General features: G+C 35.6%; 23 protein-coding genes. All 23 read left to right on the forward strand.

From position 1 onward, the window contains the following. Positions 1-11 precede the first annotated feature (11 nt). Positions 12-998 (forward strand): flagellar motor switch protein FliM, encoded by a 987-nt coding sequence (fliM, locus tag K0R93_RS03705; protein ID WP_300297745.1) that lies wholly within the window; start codon positions 12-14, stop codon positions 996-998. A 1-nt stretch (position 999) separates the two neighbouring features. Further along, positions 1,000-2,163 (forward strand): flagellar motor switch phosphatase FliY, encoded by a 1,164-nt coding sequence (gene fliY / locus K0R93_RS03710; RefSeq protein ID WP_300297748.1) that lies wholly within the window; start codon positions 1,000-1,002, stop codon positions 2,161-2,163. A gap of 15 nt (positions 2,164-2,178) precedes the next feature. Further along, positions 2,179-2,541 (forward strand): response regulator, encoded by a 363-nt coding sequence (locus K0R93_RS03715; RefSeq protein ID WP_300297751.1) that lies wholly within the window; start codon positions 2,179-2,181, stop codon positions 2,539-2,541. Positions 2,542-2,563: 22 nt separating this feature from the next. Continuing rightward, a complete protein-coding gene (locus K0R93_RS03720; RefSeq protein WP_300297754.1) occupies positions 2,564-3,118 on the forward strand; it encodes a FliO/MopB family protein in 555 nt (184 codons plus the stop codon). Next, on the forward strand, positions 3,105-3,881 hold the full coding sequence (gene fliP / locus K0R93_RS03725) for a flagellar type III secretion system pore protein FliP (protein ID WP_300297889.1): 777 nt from the start codon (positions 3,105-3,107) through the stop codon (positions 3,879-3,881). Before K0R93_RS03720 ends, fliP begins: the two co-directional genes overlap by 14 nt. Positions 3,882-3,894: 13 nt before the next feature. After that, on the forward strand, positions 3,895-4,164 hold the full coding sequence (fliQ, locus tag K0R93_RS03730) for a flagellar biosynthesis protein FliQ (protein ID WP_300297756.1): 270 nt from the start codon (positions 3,895-3,897) through the stop codon (positions 4,162-4,164). 15 nt (positions 4,165-4,179) lie between these two features. Continuing rightward, positions 4,180-4,968, forward strand: coding sequence for a flagellar biosynthetic protein FliR (fliR, locus tag K0R93_RS03735; protein WP_300297759.1), 789 nt, complete (start codon positions 4,180-4,182; stop codon positions 4,966-4,968). A 4-nt stretch (positions 4,969-4,972) separates the two neighbouring features. Next, positions 4,973-6,061, forward strand: coding sequence for a flagellar biosynthesis protein FlhB (gene flhB, locus K0R93_RS03740; RefSeq protein ID WP_300297762.1), 1,089 nt, complete (start codon positions 4,973-4,975; stop codon positions 6,059-6,061). A gap of 11 nt (positions 6,062-6,072) precedes the next feature. Next, positions 6,073-8,100 (forward strand): flagellar biosynthesis protein FlhA, encoded by a 2,028-nt coding sequence (gene flhA, locus K0R93_RS03745; RefSeq protein ID WP_300297766.1) that lies wholly within the window; start codon positions 6,073-6,075, stop codon positions 8,098-8,100. A 1-nt stretch (position 8,101) separates the two neighbouring features. After that, on the forward strand, positions 8,102-9,244 hold the full coding sequence (gene flhF, locus K0R93_RS03750; protein ID WP_300297892.1) for a flagellar biosynthesis protein FlhF: 1,143 nt from the start codon (positions 8,102-8,104) through the stop codon (positions 9,242-9,244). Beyond that, the gene (locus K0R93_RS03755; RefSeq protein ID WP_300297769.1) at positions 9,237-10,157 is read left to right on the forward strand and encodes a MinD/ParA family protein; all 921 of its coding nucleotides are present in this window, start codon (positions 9,237-9,239) and stop codon (positions 10,155-10,157) included. Before flhF ends, K0R93_RS03755 begins: the two co-directional genes overlap by 8 nt. A 57-nt stretch (positions 10,158-10,214) precedes the next feature. Beyond that, positions 10,215-10,877, forward strand: coding sequence for a flagellar brake protein (locus K0R93_RS03760; protein WP_300297772.1), 663 nt, complete (start codon positions 10,215-10,217; stop codon positions 10,875-10,877). Next, positions 10,878-11,930: a protein-glutamate methylesterase/protein-glutamine glutaminase gene (locus K0R93_RS03765; protein ID WP_300297775.1), complete on the forward strand. Its 1,053-nt coding sequence runs from the start codon at positions 10,878-10,880 to the stop codon at positions 11,928-11,930. Between the two features lie 4 nt (positions 11,931-11,934). Continuing rightward, positions 11,935-13,959 carry a chemotaxis protein CheA gene (locus tag K0R93_RS03770; RefSeq protein ID WP_300297778.1) on the forward strand — a complete coding sequence of 675 codons (2,025 nt, stop codon included), beginning with the start codon at positions 11,935-11,937 and terminating at the stop codon, positions 13,957-13,959. A 30-nt stretch (positions 13,960-13,989) separates the two neighbouring features. Continuing rightward, the gene (locus K0R93_RS03775) at positions 13,990-14,454 is read left to right on the forward strand and encodes a chemotaxis protein CheW (RefSeq protein ID WP_300297781.1); all 465 of its coding nucleotides are present in this window, start codon (positions 13,990-13,992) and stop codon (positions 14,452-14,454) included. A gap of 12 nt (positions 14,455-14,466) precedes the next feature. Then, on the forward strand, positions 14,467-15,084 hold the full coding sequence (locus K0R93_RS03780) for a chemotaxis protein CheC (RefSeq protein WP_300297784.1): 618 nt from the start codon (positions 14,467-14,469) through the stop codon (positions 15,082-15,084). Next, a complete protein-coding gene (locus tag K0R93_RS03785; RefSeq protein ID WP_300297787.1) occupies positions 15,081-15,569 on the forward strand; it encodes a chemotaxis protein CheD in 489 nt (162 codons plus the stop codon). Before K0R93_RS03780 ends, K0R93_RS03785 begins: the two co-directional genes overlap by 4 nt. Before the next feature lie 13 nt (positions 15,570-15,582). Next, positions 15,583-15,933, forward strand: coding sequence for a hypothetical protein (locus K0R93_RS03790; protein WP_300297790.1), 351 nt, complete (start codon positions 15,583-15,585; stop codon positions 15,931-15,933). A gap of 13 nt (positions 15,934-15,946) precedes the next feature. Next, a complete protein-coding gene (locus K0R93_RS03795; RefSeq protein ID WP_300297793.1) occupies positions 15,947-16,681 on the forward strand; it encodes a FliA/WhiG family RNA polymerase sigma factor in 735 nt (244 codons plus the stop codon). 23 nt (positions 16,682-16,704) lie between these two features. Continuing rightward, complete coding sequence (locus K0R93_RS03800) at positions 16,705-18,510, forward strand: FapA family protein (RefSeq protein ID WP_300297795.1); 1,806 nt, start codon at positions 16,705-16,707, stop codon at positions 18,508-18,510. A 7-nt stretch (positions 18,511-18,517) separates the two neighbouring features. Next, positions 18,518-18,856, forward strand: a complete 339-nt coding sequence (locus K0R93_RS03805; RefSeq protein WP_300297798.1) for a hypothetical protein — start codon at positions 18,518-18,520, stop codon at positions 18,854-18,856. 15 nt (positions 18,857-18,871) lie between these two features. Then, a complete protein-coding gene (locus K0R93_RS03810; protein WP_300297801.1) occupies positions 18,872-19,390 on the forward strand; it encodes a DUF6115 domain-containing protein in 519 nt (172 codons plus the stop codon). A 273-nt stretch (positions 19,391-19,663) separates the two neighbouring features. Further along, positions 19,664-20,362, forward strand: a complete 699-nt coding sequence (rpsB, locus tag K0R93_RS03815) for a 30S ribosomal protein S2 (protein WP_300297804.1) — start codon at positions 19,664-19,666, stop codon at positions 20,360-20,362. Positions 20,363-20,372 lie beyond the last annotated feature (10 nt).

Raw genomic sequence — 20,372 nt, forward strand, 5'->3', positions numbered from 1 at the left:
AGGTGACGTAATTGTCCGATGTATTGTCACAAAGTGAGATAGATGCTCTGCTTCAGGCGCTGAGTACAGGTGAGGTAGATGTACAGGAGATTCAAGAGGATACAAAAGAAAAGAAAATTAAAAAGTATGATTTTAGACGACCTGATAAATTTGCTAAGGATCAATTACGTACGCTTCAAGTTATTCACGAGAATTTTTCTCGATTGTTAAATACCTACTTGTCAGGATATCTAAGATGCTTAGTGAATATTGATGTTTTTACAGTAGAGCAGCTAACTTATCATGAGTTTAGTAATTCTATTTCAAATCCTGCAGTTTTAGGAATCGTTGATTTTTCGCCATTATCTGGACAAATCATATTCGATATTACACCAGATATTGCGTTTACCCTCATAGACCGTATATTAGGTGGCAGCGGTAAGCCAATGGATGAAAATAGAAATTTCACAGAAATAGAAATTACACTGTTAAAATCAGTATTAAAGCAAATGATTCGGTTACTAAATGAACCGTGGGAGAATGTCTTGGACTTAGAGCCAAGACTTGAAAAAGTAGAGACCAATTCACAGTTTGCACAATTAATTTCTCCTAATGAAACCATTGCACTTATTACATTGAATATTAAAATAGGAGAAGTTGAAGGGATGCTCAATATTTGTATTCCACATCTAGTGATTGAGCCTATATTATCCCAATTGAGTACAAAATATTGGTTTAATAGCACAACAAAAGAATCTACTCCAGATGATCAGAAAATGATAGAAAATCGTATCAATAAAGCAAGTATTCCTGTGAGAGCTGTGATCGGTAAGACCAATATTACTGTAAATGAATTCCTAGATCTACAGGTTGGCGATGTAGTCCAGCTAGATACAACGATTGATGAGGATATGAAAATTTATGTTGGTAACGAATTAAAGTATAGAGGAAAACCAGGAACTAAAAAGAAAAAATTAGCTGTACAAATTGTAAGTGTCGTTGGAAAGGAGGAAATCTAATATGGGTGATATGCTTTCTCAAGAAGAAATAGATGCTTTGTTAAAAGGCACATCAAATACCAGCAATACAACAGAAGAAACTTTAGATGAGAATGAAAAGGATGCCCTCGGAGAAATTGGTAATATAAGCATGGGGACTTCAGCAACAACCTTATTTACCTTGTTGGGACAAAAAGTTACTATTACCACTCCGAAAGTATCTATACTAACTGTGAATGAGCTTAGAGAAAATTATCCGATTCCTTTTGTCGTTGTGGAGGTAAAATATCGTGAAGGATTAGAAGGCACGAATTTACTTGTACTAAAAGAAGATGATGTAAAAATTATTACAGATCTTATGATGGGCGGGGATGGAACAAACTTTACAGGTGAGTTAACAGAACTGCATCTCAGCGCCATCAGTGAAGCGATGAATCAAATGATTGGTTCAGCATCTACCTCTTTAGCAGAAATGTTCCACAAAAAGATTGATATATCGCCGCCAAAGGCCTTTGCAGTAAACTTTTCAAATAACCCTCTGAGTTTTGATTTATTTCAGCCTGAGGATAAAATTGTTAAAATTGCATTTCGGATGGTGATTGGAAGTCTTATAGATAGTGAGATTATGCAGATTATTCCTATCGATTTCGCCAAAACTTTGGTGAACAATCTTTTCCAAGGAAATGATGAAGCGGTTGTTGAAAACAAAAATATGAATCCTGTTCAAGCATCGCCAATCAAGACTGTAAAGCAACCAGAATATCATACTGAGCAAGTCGAATATGAGCCTCAAAATAGTCAATCGTACTATACAGAGGAGTATGACACAGCACCGATCTCAACACCTATGACAAATCGACAAGCACCTGTTAATGTGCAGCCCATACAGTTCCAGTCCTTTGATGAACCACGAACTAGGAGTGACAGGGAGCATATTGCTTTGCTTCGAGATGTGCCACTGGAAATTACTGTTGAGTTAGGACGAACATCGAGAAGAATTAGTGAAATCTTAGAATTAACACCTGGATCAGTTATTGAGTTGGACCGCCTGGTAGGCGAACCTTTAGACATTTTAGTAAATGGACAGCACATTGCAAAGGGTGAAGTTGTTGTCATCGATGAGAACTATGGTATAAGGGTAACGGATATTTTAAATTACGACAAAAAATTGAACAAGTTAAAATAACAAGGAGGAACACAAATGTCAAAAGGAATTTTAATAGTTGATGATGCTGCATTTATGAGAATGATGATTAAGGATGTTCTAACGAAAAATGGGTTACAGGTTGTAGGAGAAGCTGAGAATGGCGCAAAAGCCATAGAAAAATATAAAGAATTGCAACCGAATCTTGTGATCATGGATATTACTATGCCTGAGGTTGATGGGATACAAGCTGTTAAGGAAATAAAAAAAATTGATAGTAATGCGAAAGTAATTATGTGCTCAGCAATGGGACAGCAAGCAATGGTTATCGAAGCGATTCAAGCTGGTGCTAGGGACTTTATCGTGAAACCTTTCCAGGCTGATCGTGTGATTGAAGCAGTTAGAAAGGTTCTTGGTTAATTAGAAAGGAGACATATTCAATATGTTTCATATACTACAATTTCCAGTGTATGCCATGGTTGAAGCCAAAGAACCTAGTACCTTACGGATGATTGGACAACTATTCTCACTGATAATCATGTTTATGCTTATCGTAGCAGCAGCATACTTAACTTCGAGATACATTGCGAAGAAAGGTGCTGTAATGGTTGGCAATAGAAATTTAAAAATTATTGAAAGAATGAATTTGGGCATGGACAAAGCATTATATATAGTCAGTGTAGGTGATTGTTTTTATCTTATAGCCGTAGGCAAGCATACATTTCAATTGATTGATAAGCTAGGGAAACAACAGGTACAGGTTTTTCAGAATGAGATGGCAACTGGCGTATCAAGTAAGGTATTTGATACCTATTTAGAAAAGTTTATGAGAAAAGGTAAAAATGATATGAATGACCCGTATAATCAATTTGAAGAAATGAATTCATCTGATTTCACTTATAGTAAGAAGGATTTGATGAATACATTGAACAGGGTAAAGAATCGAAGTGAAGAACTCAACAAGCATAGAGATAAGGATGAAAATGATGAAATTTAACAAATATAAAAAAATACCTACAATTATTATGTTGATAGTATTCGTTTTTGTCTTTTCCTTTTTAAGTGTTTCTGCAGATCAGGGTTTACCAATACCCAAAATTGGATTGAGCTTAGATGAAGCGAATTCTCCCAGGGAAGTAGCCAATAGTATAGAAATACTTTTTATGCTTACTGTCTTAGCTTTGGCACCATCTATCCTTATGATGATGACCTGTTTTACGCGGATCATAATCGTATTATCCTTTGTAAGAAAAGCAATATCAACTCAAACTACCCCGCCAAATCAGGTGCTTATTGGTTTGGCACTATTTCTCACTTTCTTTATTATGGCACCTATAGGGGCTGAAATTAATAATAATGCGATTCAACCATATCTGGCTGAGGAAATATCACAAGAAGAAGCCTTAAATGAGGCCATGGAGCCTATACGTGAGTTTATGTTCAAACAGACAAGAGAAAAGGACTTGGCATTATTCATTAATATTTCAGGAAGTGAAAAGCCTAATAAGGTTGAAGATGTACCTACAAAGGCCTTGATTCCTGCGTTTATTATCAGTGAATTGAAAACTGGTTTCCAAATTGGGTTTGTTTTGTTTATTCCCTTTATTGTCATAGATATGGTTGTGGCGAGTACATTAATGTCTATGGGAATGATGATGCTGCCGCCTGTAATGATTTCGTTACCCTTTAAAATATTATTATTTATTATGGTAGACGGTTGGAACCTGATTATTAAGTCTCTTATTATGGGATTTAAATAGGAGTGTATAGAGAATGAGTGAAGGTGTAATTATTGAATTATTTCAACAGGCAATGTTTCATGTTATTATTCTATCAGCTCCCATGCTATTACTCGGACTTGTAGTAGGCTTGGCTGTAAGTATCTTCCAAGCAACTACGCAAATACAAGAGGCTACCCTAGCCTTTGTACCTAAAATTCTGGCTGTACTGTTGGCATTTATCGTATTTGGACCTTGGCTATTGGCCACAGCGGTAGACTATACCCAGGAGCTCTTTTTAAACTTGAATAAGTTTATACAGTAGATAGGATGAGATCATTTGGAAATTATTGAATTGTTGTTGGATCAAATGGGTATATTGCTTTTGATTTTTGCAAGGATTGTTGGCATGCTTATGACTGCACCAATATTTAATCAGAATAATATACCTGCATATGTGAAACTTGGATTTTCTTTAATTCTTGCATTTATTTTGTTACCTATTCTTGCAGTACCAACAAATCTGCAGCTAGAGAATTTTTTTCAGCTTATGCTATTAGGGACTAAGGAGCTGGCCTTAGGCATAATGATTGGATTTATCTGCTATCTTTTTTTTAGCATTGTTTATATTGCAGGACATTTGATTGATATGGAAATAGGGTTTTCAATTGCTAGTGTGTTAAATCCCATGGATGAGAATGAAGAAATTGCCCTTAGTGCAAATCTCATATTTGTCATGGCGATCCTTGTTTTTTTATCCGTTAATGGTCACCATAAGCTGATACAAGTTCTAAAACAAAGTTTTGATATCATACCCATTGGCGGACTCACGATTAATGGACTTATGATTGAGAAACTGATATCTATATTTATTTCAATATTTGTTATTGCCTTTAAATTTTCCGCACCCATTATTGTGGCCATATTTTTGACAAATGTTTTGCTTGGAATACTAGCCAGAACAATGCCTCAAATGAACGTTTTTGTCGTAGGTATGCCGATTAAGATTCTATTAGGAATGATGGTTCTATTTATAGTTTTTCCTCTTTATATTGGATTTTTTGAGTATATTTTTGATACAATGTTTGAACATTTATGGCAGTTACTCCATGCAATAGTAAAAGGATGATAAAATGTATCTTTTTGAGATAAATCTACAGCTCTTCACGGGAGAAAAAACTGAAAAAGCTACACCAAAGCGGAAAAAAGAAGCAAGAGAAAAGGGACAAGTTTTACAAAGTAAAGAAATAAACTCCGCGCTGATTTTACTATTTACTTTCTTGGCGCTGCAGTTGTCAGGGAAATATATTTATAGTAATTTATCTGTTTATATGAAAAATCTATATATGAACACGTTAAATGATGAAACAATTTTCACTGTGAATGGTATCCATAAGATTTTTATTGTAATGATAGGAGAAGCAGTAAAGGTTGTAATACCTGTATTAGGCTGTGCGTTTATTGTAGGATTATTAAGCAGTTATATGCAAGTTGGATTTTTATTTACAACGAAATCTTTGAGCTTTAAATTGGATCGTCTTAATCCGATAAATGGATTCAAAAAAATATTCTCCAAGAAATCGATCGTTGAATTTCTAAAATCACTAGCTAAAATTGCTATTGTAGGGTATGTCACATTTAGTTATGTGTTGAGTCAATCGAAAAATGTTGTGAACATTCTTGATATGGAAATAAGCAGTATTATTGGATTTTGGGGTAAGGCAACGATCAATGTGGCATTTCGAGCCGCCATTGTACTCATTATTTTGGCAGTATTGGATTATTTTTATCAGAAATGGGAGTATGAGAATGAATTGAAAATGTCCAAACAGGAAATTAAGGAAGAATATAAACAGACTGAAGGAGATCCACAGATTAAATCAAAAATTAAAGAAAAGCAGCGACAGATGGCCATGAGAAGAATGATGCAAGATGTCCCTAAAGCAGATGTTATCATAACAAATCCAACGCATTTTGCAGTAGCAGTTCGATATGATCAGGAACAAGATAATGCACCTATCGTATTGGCTAAGGGACAAGATTTAATTGCACGAAACATTCGAGAATTGGCTGAGAAGCATGAAGTTCCTATTATTGAAAACAAGCCTCTAGCGAGGGCATTATATAGTACTGTTGAGATTGGAGAATACATTCCTCCAGATTTATATCAAGCTGTAGCAGAAGTATTAGCCTATGTATATAAACTTAAAAATATGATTTAGGAGGAAAGCAAATGAAGTTTGGCGATATAGTGGTATCCCTTGGAATTATTTCTATCGTACTAATCATCATCATACCTATACCACTGTTTTTATTGGATGTATTGTTAAGTTTAAATATATCCTTATCTTTATTGATTCTTTTAATATCTGTATATAACAAAGAGCCTTTACAGTTTTCTGTTTTTCCATCGATGCTTTTGATTACAACATTGTTTCGACTCTCTTTGAATATTTCTACCACTAGAAATATCCTCTCTAATGGATATGGTGGGTCTGTGATCGAAGCTTTTGGAGATTTTGTAATAGGAAGTAACGCCATTGTTGGATTCATTATTTTCTTAATCATTACAATTATCCAGTTCCTTGTTATCACCAAGGGGTCTGAGAGAGTTTCTGAAGTAGCAGCAAGATTTACTTTGGATGCTATGCCAGGTAAACAGATGGCTATAGATGCGGATCTTAATTCTGGGCTAATCAGTGAAGATGAAGCTAGGGAGAGACGTAAGCGCATACAAAAAGAAGCAGATTTTTATGGAGCAATGGATGGAGCGAGTAAGTTTGTTAAGGGGGATGCTATAGCCGGGATTATTATAACCATTATAAATATCACAGCGGGATTTGCCCTGGGCATGATTGGTGGTGGTTTAACATTGACTGAAGCCCTATCAAAGTATACGCTTTTAACGGTTGGTGATGGGTTAGTAGGACAAATTCCGGCCCTTTTAATTTCTACAGGCACAGGTATCGTTGTAACGAGAGCTGCGTCTGACTCAGATCTAGGAAAGGATGTTCTATCTCAGTTATTTAATCAACCGAAAATCATGTTCATAATTTCTGGCGTACTTGCCCTATTGGGATTAACGCCTCTCCCCAAAGTACCTTTTTTTACACTGAGTGCTGTATTTTTATATTTAGGGTTTAGCTTGAGAAAGTCCATACAAGAAAGCAAAATGGAGGAGCAGGAAATTGCTCAAGATAGTGAAGTTGAAGAAATCAGAAAGCCTGAAAATGTAATTCCATTATTGCAGGTAGATCCTATTGAGTTAGAATTCGGGTATGGGATTATACCTTTGGCAGATCCGAATCAAGGTGGAGACTTGTTTGATCGTTTAGTGATGATTAGAAGACAGTGCGCATTGGAATTAGGTATTATTGTACCAATGATCCGACTAAGGGATAATATCCAGCTCGAGCCTAATCAGTATGTCATAAAAATAAAAGGGGTAGAAGTTTCTGATGGCAATATAGTCTTTGACCATTATTTGGCGATGAATCCAGGGACGGCTGAAGGAGATATCATAGGTATTGATGCCATTGAACCTGCCTTTGGATTACCTGCAAAATGGATTTCAGATGATGAAAGGGAAAAGGCGGAAATTTTTGGTTATACAGTTGTAGATCCATCGTCTGTTATATCAACCCATCTAACAGAAATTGTAAAAAGACATTCATGTGAGCTCCTAGGCAGACAAGAAGTAAAAACTTTGCTGGACAATGTGAAGGAGCACCATGGGGCGCTTGTGGAAGAATTAGTACCAAAGATACTTTCAATTGGAGAAATCCAAAAGGTGTTATCAAATCTACTACGGGAAGGCATCTCTATTCGGGATATGGTCACAATTCTTGAAACACTTGCAGACTATGGCCCTATAACAAGGGATAGTGATATGCTGACGGAATATGTAAGACAATCCCTTGCAAGAGCGATTACGAAACAATTTATTGATGGCAAGCGGGCGAAAGTGATAACCTTAGAACCAGCCTTAGAGCATATTATTATGGAATCTATTCAACAATCGGAGCATGGGTCTTATTTGAACTTAGATCCGATGGTTTCACAAACCATATTAGCCAATTTATCTCAACAAGTGCAAAAACTGATGTCTATAGGAGAACAGCCGATTATTCTTACTTCACCCATTGTGAGATTTTACTTTAAACGGCTATCGGAACAATTAGCACCAGAGTTGATTGTTCTTTCCTATAATGAGGTCGATGCGAAGATTGAGGTCCAATCTGTAGGGGTGGTGAGTGCGTAAAATGAAGGTAAAAAGATATATAGCCGGAGATGCCCAAGAGGCTATGCTGAAAGTTAAATCGGAATTAGGCAATAATGCTGTAATCTTGCATTCTAGGAAGATAAGACGCCCAGGTTTATTCGGTATATTCAAAAAACCACTTATTGAGATGGTTGCAGCTATTGAAGAAAGTAATGAGAAAAAGGTAAATAGTTACAGCGATCAAGTCCCTAAAACAGGAAAAATCCATCCTACTGAGGCTAATAAGATTGATGAGCTTCAGCATCAAGTGGGGAGTATTCATAACTTATTAAACAATGTATTAAGCAGGATCGATTCTATCGAACCAATTCAAGAGGGACATGGTCAGAAAAAGGATGAGATATATGAAAAGTATTTAAATCTGCTTTTACAGAATGATGTAGAACCTAGTATCTCAGAGAAAATATTATCTATTGTAAGAAAACAAATGAGTTTTACAAGAGAAAATGAAGAGGCAATCAAAAATGCAATACGAATTAAAATTCGAGAATATCTTGGACAACCTTCACCGGTAGAAGAGGGGAAGACTCAACAGAGGACAATTGTGTTGATAGGACCAACAGGTGTGGGGAAAACAACTACTTTAGCAAAATTAGCAGCGAAGTTATCAATAAATGGGATGAAGTCTGTTGGGGTTATTACTGCAGATACCTATAGGATTGCTGCTGTAGACCAACTTCGAACCTATAGCGAAATATTGGGTATTCCGTTGAAAGTTGTCTATGAACCGCAGGAAATGAAAGATGCTTTATCGAATTTTAATAATAAAGATATCGTTTTGATAGATACCGCGGGAAGAAATCATAAAAACAGTGAACAGCTTGAAGAGGTAAAACGATTAATTGAAACTGTTGAAAACCCTGAAATATTCTTAGTGATAAGTGCTACGACCGGATATAAAGACATAAAAAACATTGTTAGCTCCTATGAATTTATTAAAGAATATAAGCTGCTTTTTACAAAACTAGATGAGTCCAGTACAAAGGGGAACATATTGAATACAAAAATACTAACAGGCAAGAGTTTATCTTATCTTACGATTGGACAAAGCGTACCTGATGATATAGAAATTGCAAATTCTGATAGGATTGCAAATAGCATTGTAGGTGAAAAATATGAATGATCAAGCCCAGAAATTAAGAGAAATTATTAATAGTTTAAAGAGAAATAATCAGGATGCAGTTACAGACCAGGAAAAGATAACCGTCATAAATGAGAGAGATGCTAGAGTGATTACGATTACCAGTGGAAAAGGCGGCGTGGGTAAATCTAATTTTACCCTTAATCTTGGACTTGCATTAAGAAATTTAGGATTTAGTGTTACAATCTTAGATGCAGATTTGGGATTAGCCAATATTGATGTCATCATTGGATTGATTCCTAAATACTCTTTAGCCCATGTCATTAGAAAAGAAAAAAGCATAGAAGAGGTCATGGTTGAAGGTCCACAGGGAATTAAAATTATATCTGGAGGTTCTGGTTTACGCGAACTGGTTAATCTTACAGAAGAACAGATTAATCACCTGATTGAGAATCTAAAAACTATTGGTAGAGAAACAGATTTCATTTTGATTGATACTGGTGCAGGAATTAATCATTCTGTACTTTCCTTTGTAAATGCCACTGATGAAATAATCATCGTTACAACACCGGAACCAACATCGATCACAGATGCCTACGCTATGATTAAAAACATAGTAGCTGAAGGTGTTGATAAAAGAATTCGCCTTTTGATTAATAGAGTAGATAATAATCAAGAAGGTCTTGATATTTATAATAAATTGAATACTGCTGCCCAAAGATTTTTAAATATTACTTTAGAACAATTAGGATATCTATATGATGATACAGCTGTTTCGAAATCTGTAAAGGCACAGAGACCATTTATTCTGAATTATCCTAACAGCTTAGTCAGTCAAGGGATACATTCAATTGCTTCAAGAATTATCAATGAGCAAACATCCGAAGTATTTGAAGTAAGCGGCCTAAAGAAATTTATAAACAAATTTTTTTATGGCCAAAGAAAATCAATATAATTCATCTATCTTTGTTAGAGGACAATCTACTGCTGAAGGGGGAAGGGTCTTAGTCGTATGAATGATTATAATTTACTCTCTATTGGGGATAAAATTGAAATTGATAACAGAACGATTATGAAAAATGATAGTAAGCTCATAAGTCAGGTGTTAGATATGATAGATGATAAACATATGTTCGTAGCTATGCCGATTGTAAATAGCGTAGTGGTTCCTATACCTGTGGGTGAGATTATACAGATTAAATATTCTAAGAAAAGTATAGGAGTATTTGCCTTTAGTGCCCGTGTGTTGGCGCGAAAGCATTCAGATCATCTATCTTATATGAAGATAGAGAGGTTGAGTGATGTTAAGAAGGTTCAACGTAGAGACTACTTTCGTCTTGATATTGTACTAGATGTAAAAATGACAGTAGCTGATAATGGATTAGGAGAGTGCAACAGCTTTAATGCGCTGACAAAAGATATTAGCGGTGGTGGGTTAAGAATTATTTCAAAAACCAAGGTGAACCCCAATAACATCGTAGATATTGAGTTGAAAACAGATGACGGCATCATCCATGCGAGGGGACGTATAATACGCTGTGTGCCCTATGAAGGTTCAGGAAATGATTATGATATTGCTGTGATTTTCGACAGCATACAGGAACAGTCGCGAACCCAAATTATATCCTTTATATTTAATTATCAGAGAAAAATGAAAAAAAAGGGATTGGTATAGATGAAAAAACTCAACGTTTTGGTCGTCGATGATTCAGCCTTTATGCGAAAGGTGATTACAGATATAATAGAGGATAATTCAGATCTAAGAGTAGTCGGGACAGCCAAAAATGGGCAGGAAGCCATCGAAAAAATCAAAGAATTATCACCAACCATAGTAACAATGGATGTTGAAATGCCTATCATGGATGGAATTACAGCACTAAAGGTCATAATGAAAGAGATGCCATTACCTGTATTAATGCTAAGCAGTTTAACAAAAGAGGGAGCAGATGCTACAGTAAGGGCGCTGGAATTAGGGGCTGTTGACTTTATTGCAAAGCCCTCTAGCATCTTCAAAATGAATACAGAAGATATGAAGCTGCAGCTTCATGAGAAACTTAAAATGGCGTCGAAAGCCAATGTGAAATCAAAACATGTTTTTAAACCGGAATTAACAGCTTCAGATAAAAAAGTGTTCAACTTTAAGACAGATGCAAATGTAAATAATATTGTAGCCATAGGCACTTCTACCGGTGGACCAAGAGCATTACAAAGCATCATACCATTTCTGCCTAAGAATATTCCAGCTAGCATTCTTATTGTACAACATATGCCTCCTGGATTCACAAAATCTCTTGCAGAAAGGCTGAATAGTTTATCTGAAATTACCGTAAAAGAGGCAGAAGAGGATGATATCCTTCTTCCAGCACATGCGTATGTCGCTCCAGGAGACAGACATATGAAGGTTATAAAAAATGGCAATGTTTTTAGAATCAAATTAACAACAGATCAACCTATGACAGGACATCGCCCGTCTGTAGACTATATGATGAACTCTCTTGCACAACTACAAATAAAAAATCTAACGGGGGTTATTATGACAGGGATGGGTTCAGACGGAGCGGAAGGCATGAGAAACATTAAACTTAGTGGTGGTGTTACAATTGCTCAGAGTGAAGAATCATGCGTCGTCTATGGCATGCCTAAGTCTGCAGTCAACTTAGGTTGTGTGGATATTCTTGTTTCACTTGAAGGTATTGCAGAATCAATAATAAAAGCTGTGGGGGTGTAAAGCTATGGATATGAGTCAATATTTAGAGATATTTATTGAAGAGTCCAAGGAACATTTACAAAATATGAATCAGAGCTTATTAGAATTAGAAAATGATAATAATGAGCTAGGCCTTCTAAATGATATTTTTAGGGTTGCCCATACATTAAAAGGTATGTCTGGTACCATGGGATACAGCAGGTTGGCAAGCCTAACCCATGAAATGGAAAACGTACTTCAATCCCTTCGAAGTAACGAGTTGAAAATTAACGGAGGTATTATTGACATCCTTTTCGAGTGTTTAGATACATTGGAAGGATACATCAGTGAAATTGAAAAAACAGGGGATGAAGGAAGTAACGACTCCCAGGGATTGATTGTCAAATTAAATGGGATTATGGCAAGTGATGTGGACTTGAAAGATCAGGTTATATTATCCAATGAAGTATTACCTAGTCTACATGAGGAAGCCATCAACATTGAGATTGAGGATTTTTCAAAAAATGCTATTGAGAAGGCATCCCTTGAGGGTCACAATTGTTTTAAATTAAAGATCGTTTTAAGTCCGAACTGCATGCTTAAGTCAGCAAGGGCATTTATTATTTTCAATACATTGGAAAGAGATTGTGAAATCATTAAGTCTAATCCATCTGTTGAGGATATCGAGGATGAGAATTTCGATTTATCATTTGATTTAATTCTTATTTCAAAGTTGTCGTTGGAAGATATTAAGAAAGAAATAGATTCTATTTCAGAGATTGATGAAGTACATATTCAACCTGTTACAATCAATGGACCCGCCTTTAGAATGGAATCTGTACAGCAAGAAGAAAGTACTGGAAATCAAGAAGAACAAGAAAGACCAGGGGATGAAAAAAGATCATCGAAATCTAAAAAACCAACTGTTGGCAAAACGGTCAGAGTTGATATTGACAGGCTTGACAATCTAATGAATTTAGTAAGTGAATTAATTATTATTAAAACAAGATTAGAAGATATTGATGATTCAGGCAAAAAAAATAATATGAATGAGGCAATAGAATATTTAGAGAGAATTACTACCAGTCTTCATGATGCTGTTATGAAGGTACGAATGGTTCCCATCGAGAGAGTATTTAACAGATTCCCTCGGATGGTTAGAGATTTATCAAAAGAGTTAGGTAAGGATATTGAGCTTTTTATGTCTGGAGAGGAAACAGAGGTAGATAGGACTGTAATCGATGAAATAGGAGATCCACTTATACACTGTATAAGAAACTCAATTGACCATGGGATTGAAGATCCTGAAACACGAAGAACTCTTGGCAAGCGTGAATTCGGTACAGTTAAGCTTGTAGCATATCCCGATGGAAATAGTGTAGTTATTGAGGTTGAGGATGATGGACAAGGCATTAATATTGAGAAAGTAAAGAGTAAAGCCGTTCAGAATGGACTTCTAAAGAAGGAAGAAGCTGAAATTCTAGATGATAAAGAAGCGGTGAACCTATTGTTTCATCCAGGATTTAGTACAGCTGATAAGATATCTGATATATCGGGAAGAGGCGTTGGCTTAGATGTCGTAAAGACAAAAATTGAATCCCTTGGAGGCGTAGTAGAAGTACAAACTGCCAAGTCTAAAGGAAGTAAATTCGTTATTCGATTACCTTTGACACTGGCAATCATTCAGGCGTTATTGGTCAATGTCGGTTCTGAGAAATATGCTATTCCTTTAAGCTCGATAAAAGAGATTGTTACAATAAAGGCATCAACGATTAGAAAGGTACAAAATCAAGAAGTGGTATTATATAGAAATACTACACTGCCAATATTAAGGATGAATCAAATATTGCAAGTTGTAGATTCAAATCAAGGGAAAGAAGACTTGACCGTTGTTGTAGTTCGTAAAGGGGAGAAAACAGCAGGATTTATTGTTGACAACCTCATCGGGCAACAAGAGATCGTCATTAAATCCCTAGGAAAATTCCTTTCTGGTATAAAGGTAATTGCGGGTGCAACGATCTTGGGCAATGGACAGGTTGCATTGATTGTAGATACGAACTCCTTGTTGTAAAAAGCAGTCCTATAGAGAGGGGAGAAATATATGGAGAACAAAATGGTTGCCACAGAAAATCAATATGTTTTATTTAAATTAGATAATGAGTTTTATGGTATCGATATACTCCAAGTAGAAACAATCGAAAGGGTAATGGATATAACGAGAGTTCCCCACGCCCTACATTATGTACAGGGTGTTATAAATCTAAGGGGTGAAGTAGTACCAGTAGTAAATCTTAGAAAACGATTCAGTTTGCCTGAGATGCCTTTCGACGATGAGTCAAGAATCATTATCGTTTCGGTAGAAGAAATTGTCGTTGGAATAATAGTAGATTCTTCTTCAGAAGTATTACAGTTAAATAGTGATGAGATTGAAGACGCAGCGAATATAACAAATAATACTGGCAATGAGTTCATCAAAGGTATTGGTAAGCATGAAGATCGGATTATTATTTTACTTGATTTAAAGAAGGTTTTAGATATTAAAGATGCCAATGATGACGTAGAGTAGGGGGTGTGCCATATGGGAATTTCCATCGAGGAGCTCGATAGTCAACAAATCGATGTATTAAAAGAAATCGGCAACATCGGAGCTGGGAATGCTGCTACTGCTTTAGCAAAGATGATTGATCGAAAGATTGATATGAACGTACCTAAGGTTGAGATACTAGAGTTTAAAGAAGTTGCAGAATTATTGGGGGGACCAGAGGTACCGGTTTGTGGTATATATTTTCGTGTAGACGGAGATATCAGCGGAAGTATTATGTTCTTGCTTACCCTAAGGTCTTCAACAACACTTACCAATATGATCATGCCTTCTAATGATGGTTTAGAAATTCCAGATGAAATTGGACAATCAGCCCTTCAGGAAATTGGGAATATTCTATCTGGCTCCTACATTTCTTCCTTGTCTGCTCTAACTGGGCTCGATATAAAAATTTCAGTGCCATCATTGGCCATTGACATGTCAGGTGCTATACTCAGCGTTCCAATTATTCAGTTTGGGCAAGTAGGAGATCATGTGTTGTTAATTGAAACAGAGTTCAATGAAGGAAATAATGAAGTAAAAGGCTTCTTCTTCCTCATACCGGATGAAGATTCATTCGAAATTTTATTGAAAAGTTTAGGTGTTTTACAATGACTGGAGAAATCATAAAAGTAGGGATGGCCGATTTAAATGTAATAAAGCATCCAGGAACATTAACCACGTTAGGACTAGGATCCTGTGTTGGAATTACTCTTTATGATCCCGTAACCAAAATATCAGGTCTTGCTCATATCATGCTGCCCTCAAGTAAAACAATCCGAAATAACAGTAATACAGCTAAATTTGCTGATACAGGGATTGCTCAACTTCTAGAGGATGTCTTAAAGATTGGGGCCAATAGGCATAGACTAGTTAGCAAAATAGCTGGTGGTGCACAAATGTTTTCGTTTTCTAACAAAAATGACATCATGAAAATTGGGGAACGAAATGTGGCAGCTACCAAAGAAATTTTAGAAGGGCTAAGAATTCCACTTATCGCTGAAGATACTGGGGGGAATTTCGGTAGGACAATAGAACTCTATTCTGATACTGGAATCCTTATGATAAAGACCATTGGACATGGAACGAAACAAATATGAATGGAGTTTTTATATGGAAAAGCTAAAAAAACTACCATATGTACTACTTTTGACATCTATTTTGGTCGGAACAATTATTGGGATGTTCTCAAATATTAGTTTTGCAACCTATTTGAAGAGAACTTTGATTTTTTACGCCATTATATTCTTTGGGTCTCACTTATGTGTTTCTTCCATCGCTAGGGTAAAAGTTAAACAAGAGAAATCTAATCCTAGCAATATTGACATTGTTATTCCCCCAGGAGAATCAGAATTATTCGATAACCCTGAAGATGAAGATCAGAACTTTATGCCCTTAGACTTTAAGAATTATAGCAATAAGAATCAATCATCAAAAGTCTTAGAGCAAATTAACGAGTCTTAGGGGAGGTATAGCCATGCAAAATAACATTCTGTGGGATAAATATATAAAGACTAGGGACAAACAAATAAAGGATCAGCTTATTATCGAATATATTGACTTGGTCAAAATTATTGCTGGTAGACTGTATAATAATTATGGAAACCATATTGAATTTGATGACTTAGTAAGCTATGGTATATTTGGTTTATTGGATGCCATCGATAAGTTTGATCCAAAGAAAAATGTTAAATTTGAAACCTATGCACATATTCGTGTAAGAGGTGCGATTATCGATCAATTAAGAAACTTAGATTGGATCCCCCGCTCTGTCAGACAAAAATATAAGAAACTTGAAGAAGCATATCAGGTCATTGAAAATAAAAGCGGACGGAGTGCAAATGATGAAGACGTGGCAATGGCACTAGGCATCTCAGTAGATGAGCTAAATAACATACTATCTGATGTACATTCTTTTACGGTAGTTTCTTTAGAAGAAAAAATTATAAATAATGCAAATTTTGCCATCATAGATGACGATATTAATAATGAACCCCAACAATACTTTGAACAAGAGGAAATGAAAGAAATTTTAATTGATTCTGTAAACAATCTTCCGGAAAGGGAGAAAAAGATTATTAGCTTGTATTACTACTCTGAGCTGACATATAAGGAAATATCGGCAATAATGGGTATATCTGAATCTAGAATATCTCAACTTCATACCAAGGCGATGATGAGGTTAAAGAGTCGGTTAGAAAAGATTAGCTAATCTATTAAGGGTGGTGATTGCAATTGACAAAGGAATATGTTATTGCACAGGGAAAAACTTATGAAGAAGCTCTAGGAAATGCTTTAAAAGAGTTAAATACCACTGCTGAGTATGTTCACGTTGAAGTAATTGAGGAAGGAAAATCAATTTTCAATCTATCTGTAAAGAATTGCAAGGTAAAGGCGACGCTAAAAAAAGTTGCAGATGAGAATAATACTCTTTATAAAGATGAAAATCAAAATGGTCACTATGAACTTAAACTTGAAGGAAACAGTAAAGTCCTAATGATATATCCACCTAGAGGCATGGGCAAAGCTGTTAGTTATGAGGAAATTACATCATTTTTAAAACTCCAGGGTATTATAAGCTACGATATACAGGAAATAAAGAACGCCTTAGCTTCAAAAGAAATATCAACAATCAATATTGAAAATCCTAGTGAAAATGATATGAGAGACGCAGAGGTTATCGTAGAAGTCAGCAAGGATGAAATGAAAGCGTTTGTAACGATCATACCACCCTATGGGGGAAAGATGGTTACAAAAGAAAACGTGATAGAATCACTGAATGCAGCAGGTGTCAATTATGGAATAGATTCTATTGCTATAGAAAATCTACTGATTGAAAGTAGTTTCAACAGAAAAGTTGAAGTGGCCAGGGGCAAAGATGCAATCTACGGATTAGATGGAACATTGCAATACATGTTTGATACTCATTCAAAAATAAGACCAGAGCTGTTAGAAGATGGCTCTGTGAATCTAAAAGAGCTTCATCTGATTCATAATGTCAAAAAAGGTGATGTATTAGCTGTTAAAACATTGCCAACAGATGGTGTAGAAGGTACAACGGTAAAAGGGAGAGTCATAACTCCAAAGCCTGGAAAACATGCACAATTCAAAAAGGGAAAGAATGTAATAGAAAGCGATAATGAACTGCAATTGGTCGCTGACATCAATGGACAAGTAAAATTAATTGATGATAAAGTAACTGTTCTACAGGTATATGAAATCAATGGCAATGTTGATAATTCCACGGGGAATATTAACTTTAATGGGAAAGTTGTTGTAAAAGGAAACGTTGCAACTGGATTTGAAATCCACTGTGATGGTGATGTGGAAGTCCATGGCGTAGTGGAAGGTGCTATTATTGAAGCTGAAGGAACTATCCTATTACATAAAGGAATTCAAGGAAATAATCATGGCAGGTTAGTTAGCAAACAGGATATTATTGCTCGATATATGGAGAATTGTTATGCAAAAGCGTTTGGAAATATTCAAGCAGACGTTGTCATGCACTGCAAGTTAGAGTCTAAAGGTGAGATTAAGATTGATGGGAAGAAAGGACTTATTGTGGGTGGAGAGATTAGAGCCAACAATGATATTTATGCAAGGACTATAGGTTCTCATATGGCTACAGCCACAAAATTAGAAGTAGGGATTGATCCCGAAATAAAGGAACGCTATGATGGATTGAAAGAAGAATTAGATAGTTTAATGAAAAATATGGATAGTGTGAGCAAAGCCATAGATTTATTGTCTAAGATGGCTAAAGTTACCACGTTACCACCTGATAAACAAGAAATACTTACGAAATCTACAAATACAAAACAGTATCTAGAAACAAAGATTGATAGCGTGAATAATGAATTAATGCATCTAAAGCAAATATTACAGTCATTGTCTAATGGAAGAATACATGCAGAAAGCATTATATATCCAGGTGTAAAGATTTCTATTGGTAACTCCTTTTATTTTGTAAGAGATCAGATCCAGCGCTCCACTGTCGTACGTGAGAGCGGAGAAATTAAAATTATTCCTTATATGGGATAACAAGCGGGTGATGGAAGTGTCAATAAGGCCAATTGATTTTCAATCCATGATTCCTAAAAATATTAAAATGTCACAAGAAAACCAGACTTTAAATAATAAAGAGCGAATGGAACATCAGACCCTCGTGATACAAGATCAGAAAAATATTGAGAAACAAATGAGTCGTGTAAATGCCTTTGACCAGAAAACACATCCAAATATAAACAATCAAAATCATCATAAAAATGGGCAAGGAAATAACCAAAGTTTTCAAGAAGGTAAAAAAGAAGAAAAAGAAAATGCTGAGGTGAAAAATAAGGAAAAGCTTGCAACTGGTAAAGGTGTTAGAATCGATATAATGATTTAATTTTTGAGGGGAGCAATGACCAATAGTATGATGAATTATTTAGTCTTTTTTATAGGTGTAATGATGGTGCTCTTGTCGTACTTTGTGCTTCGAAGGCACCAGAGTCCCTTTCTTACATCGGAGAATCAAACTTTAAAAGAAAGAGAAAAAAAGTTAGCAGAGTATATTGATCTTGCGGAGGAAATCATCGAGGAATTAAATACTGTCAGCGAACAAATCATCCAAAGCATTGATGCTCGGACCGCTGAAATGAGCCAGATGATTGAGGATATTGACAATAAAATTAAAAAATATAAAGATGAAATACATAAAAATCATTACGATGCTATTGGTGATAAGGTACTAAATTGTGAAGATGATAAAGCTTTAATACAAAGTGAGACAGCTCGAGACTTAAAAGAAGAGACCAATCCATTCATAAACAGCGAAATATTAAGATTATATGATGAAGGATACAATCCAGCTCAGATTGCAAGACGTTTGAATAAAGGGATTGGAGAAGTACAGCTTATAGTGAATCTTCATAAAAAATAGACTCATCAAAGTAGAATGTTTTCTTAAGAATTGCTTTGTACTGCTTAGTTTCTATTTTGTTGAATTTTATGGTAGTTATGGTATATTTGTATAGGCAGTAGGAAAGAATGATAATAAATTAAATATGTAAATAATTATTGCCAAATCCATTTGTGTTATGTTATACTACATAAGGTGATTTAAATACACACTCTCTGGAATCTTCAAATGGTTGCCGAAAGGTCATTTGAAGAGATGAACAGAGTGGAGGAAAAAACCAAGGAGGTGAAGAAAATGTCAGTAATTTCAATGAAACAACTATTAGAAGCAGGCGTTCACTTTGGACATCAAACAAGAAGATGGAATCCTAAAATGGCAGAGTACATTTTCACAGAAAGAAATGGTATCTACATTATTGACTTACAAAAGACAGTAAAGAAAGTAGAAGAAGCTTATTCTTTCGTGAAAGAAGTTGCTGCAAGCAACAAGACAATGTTGTTCGTAGGTACGAAGAAACAGGCACAGGAATCTATTGAGCAAGAAGCGAAAAGATGTGGTATGTACTTCGTAAATCAAAGATGGTTAGGCGGAATGTTAACAAACTATAAAACAATCCGTAGAAGAATTGAACGACTAAATGAGCTAGTAAGAATGGAAGAAAATGGATTATTCGATGTTCTGCCAAAAAAAGAAGTAATCAAGTTAAAAGCTGAGCAAGAAAAACTTGAAAAATTCTTAGGCGGAATCAAAGAAATGAATGATCTTCCTGGTGCATTGTTCGTTGTAGATCCTCGTAAAGAGAGAATTGCAGTTCAAGAGGCACAAAAATTAGGAATACCTGTAGTGGGTATTGTTGATACAAACTGCGACCCTGATGAAGTTGATTATGTAATTCCTGCCAACGATGATGCGATCAGAGCAGTAAAGCTTATCACAGCGAAAATTGCAGATGCGATGATCGAAGGTAGACAAGGCGAGCAAATGGAAGAGTAATGGATGATGG

Origin of the sequence: Anaerosolibacter sp., assembly GCF_029240175.1 — a bacterium.
Classification (GTDB): Bacteria; Bacillota; Clostridia; order Peptostreptococcales; family Thermotaleaceae; genus Anaerosolibacter.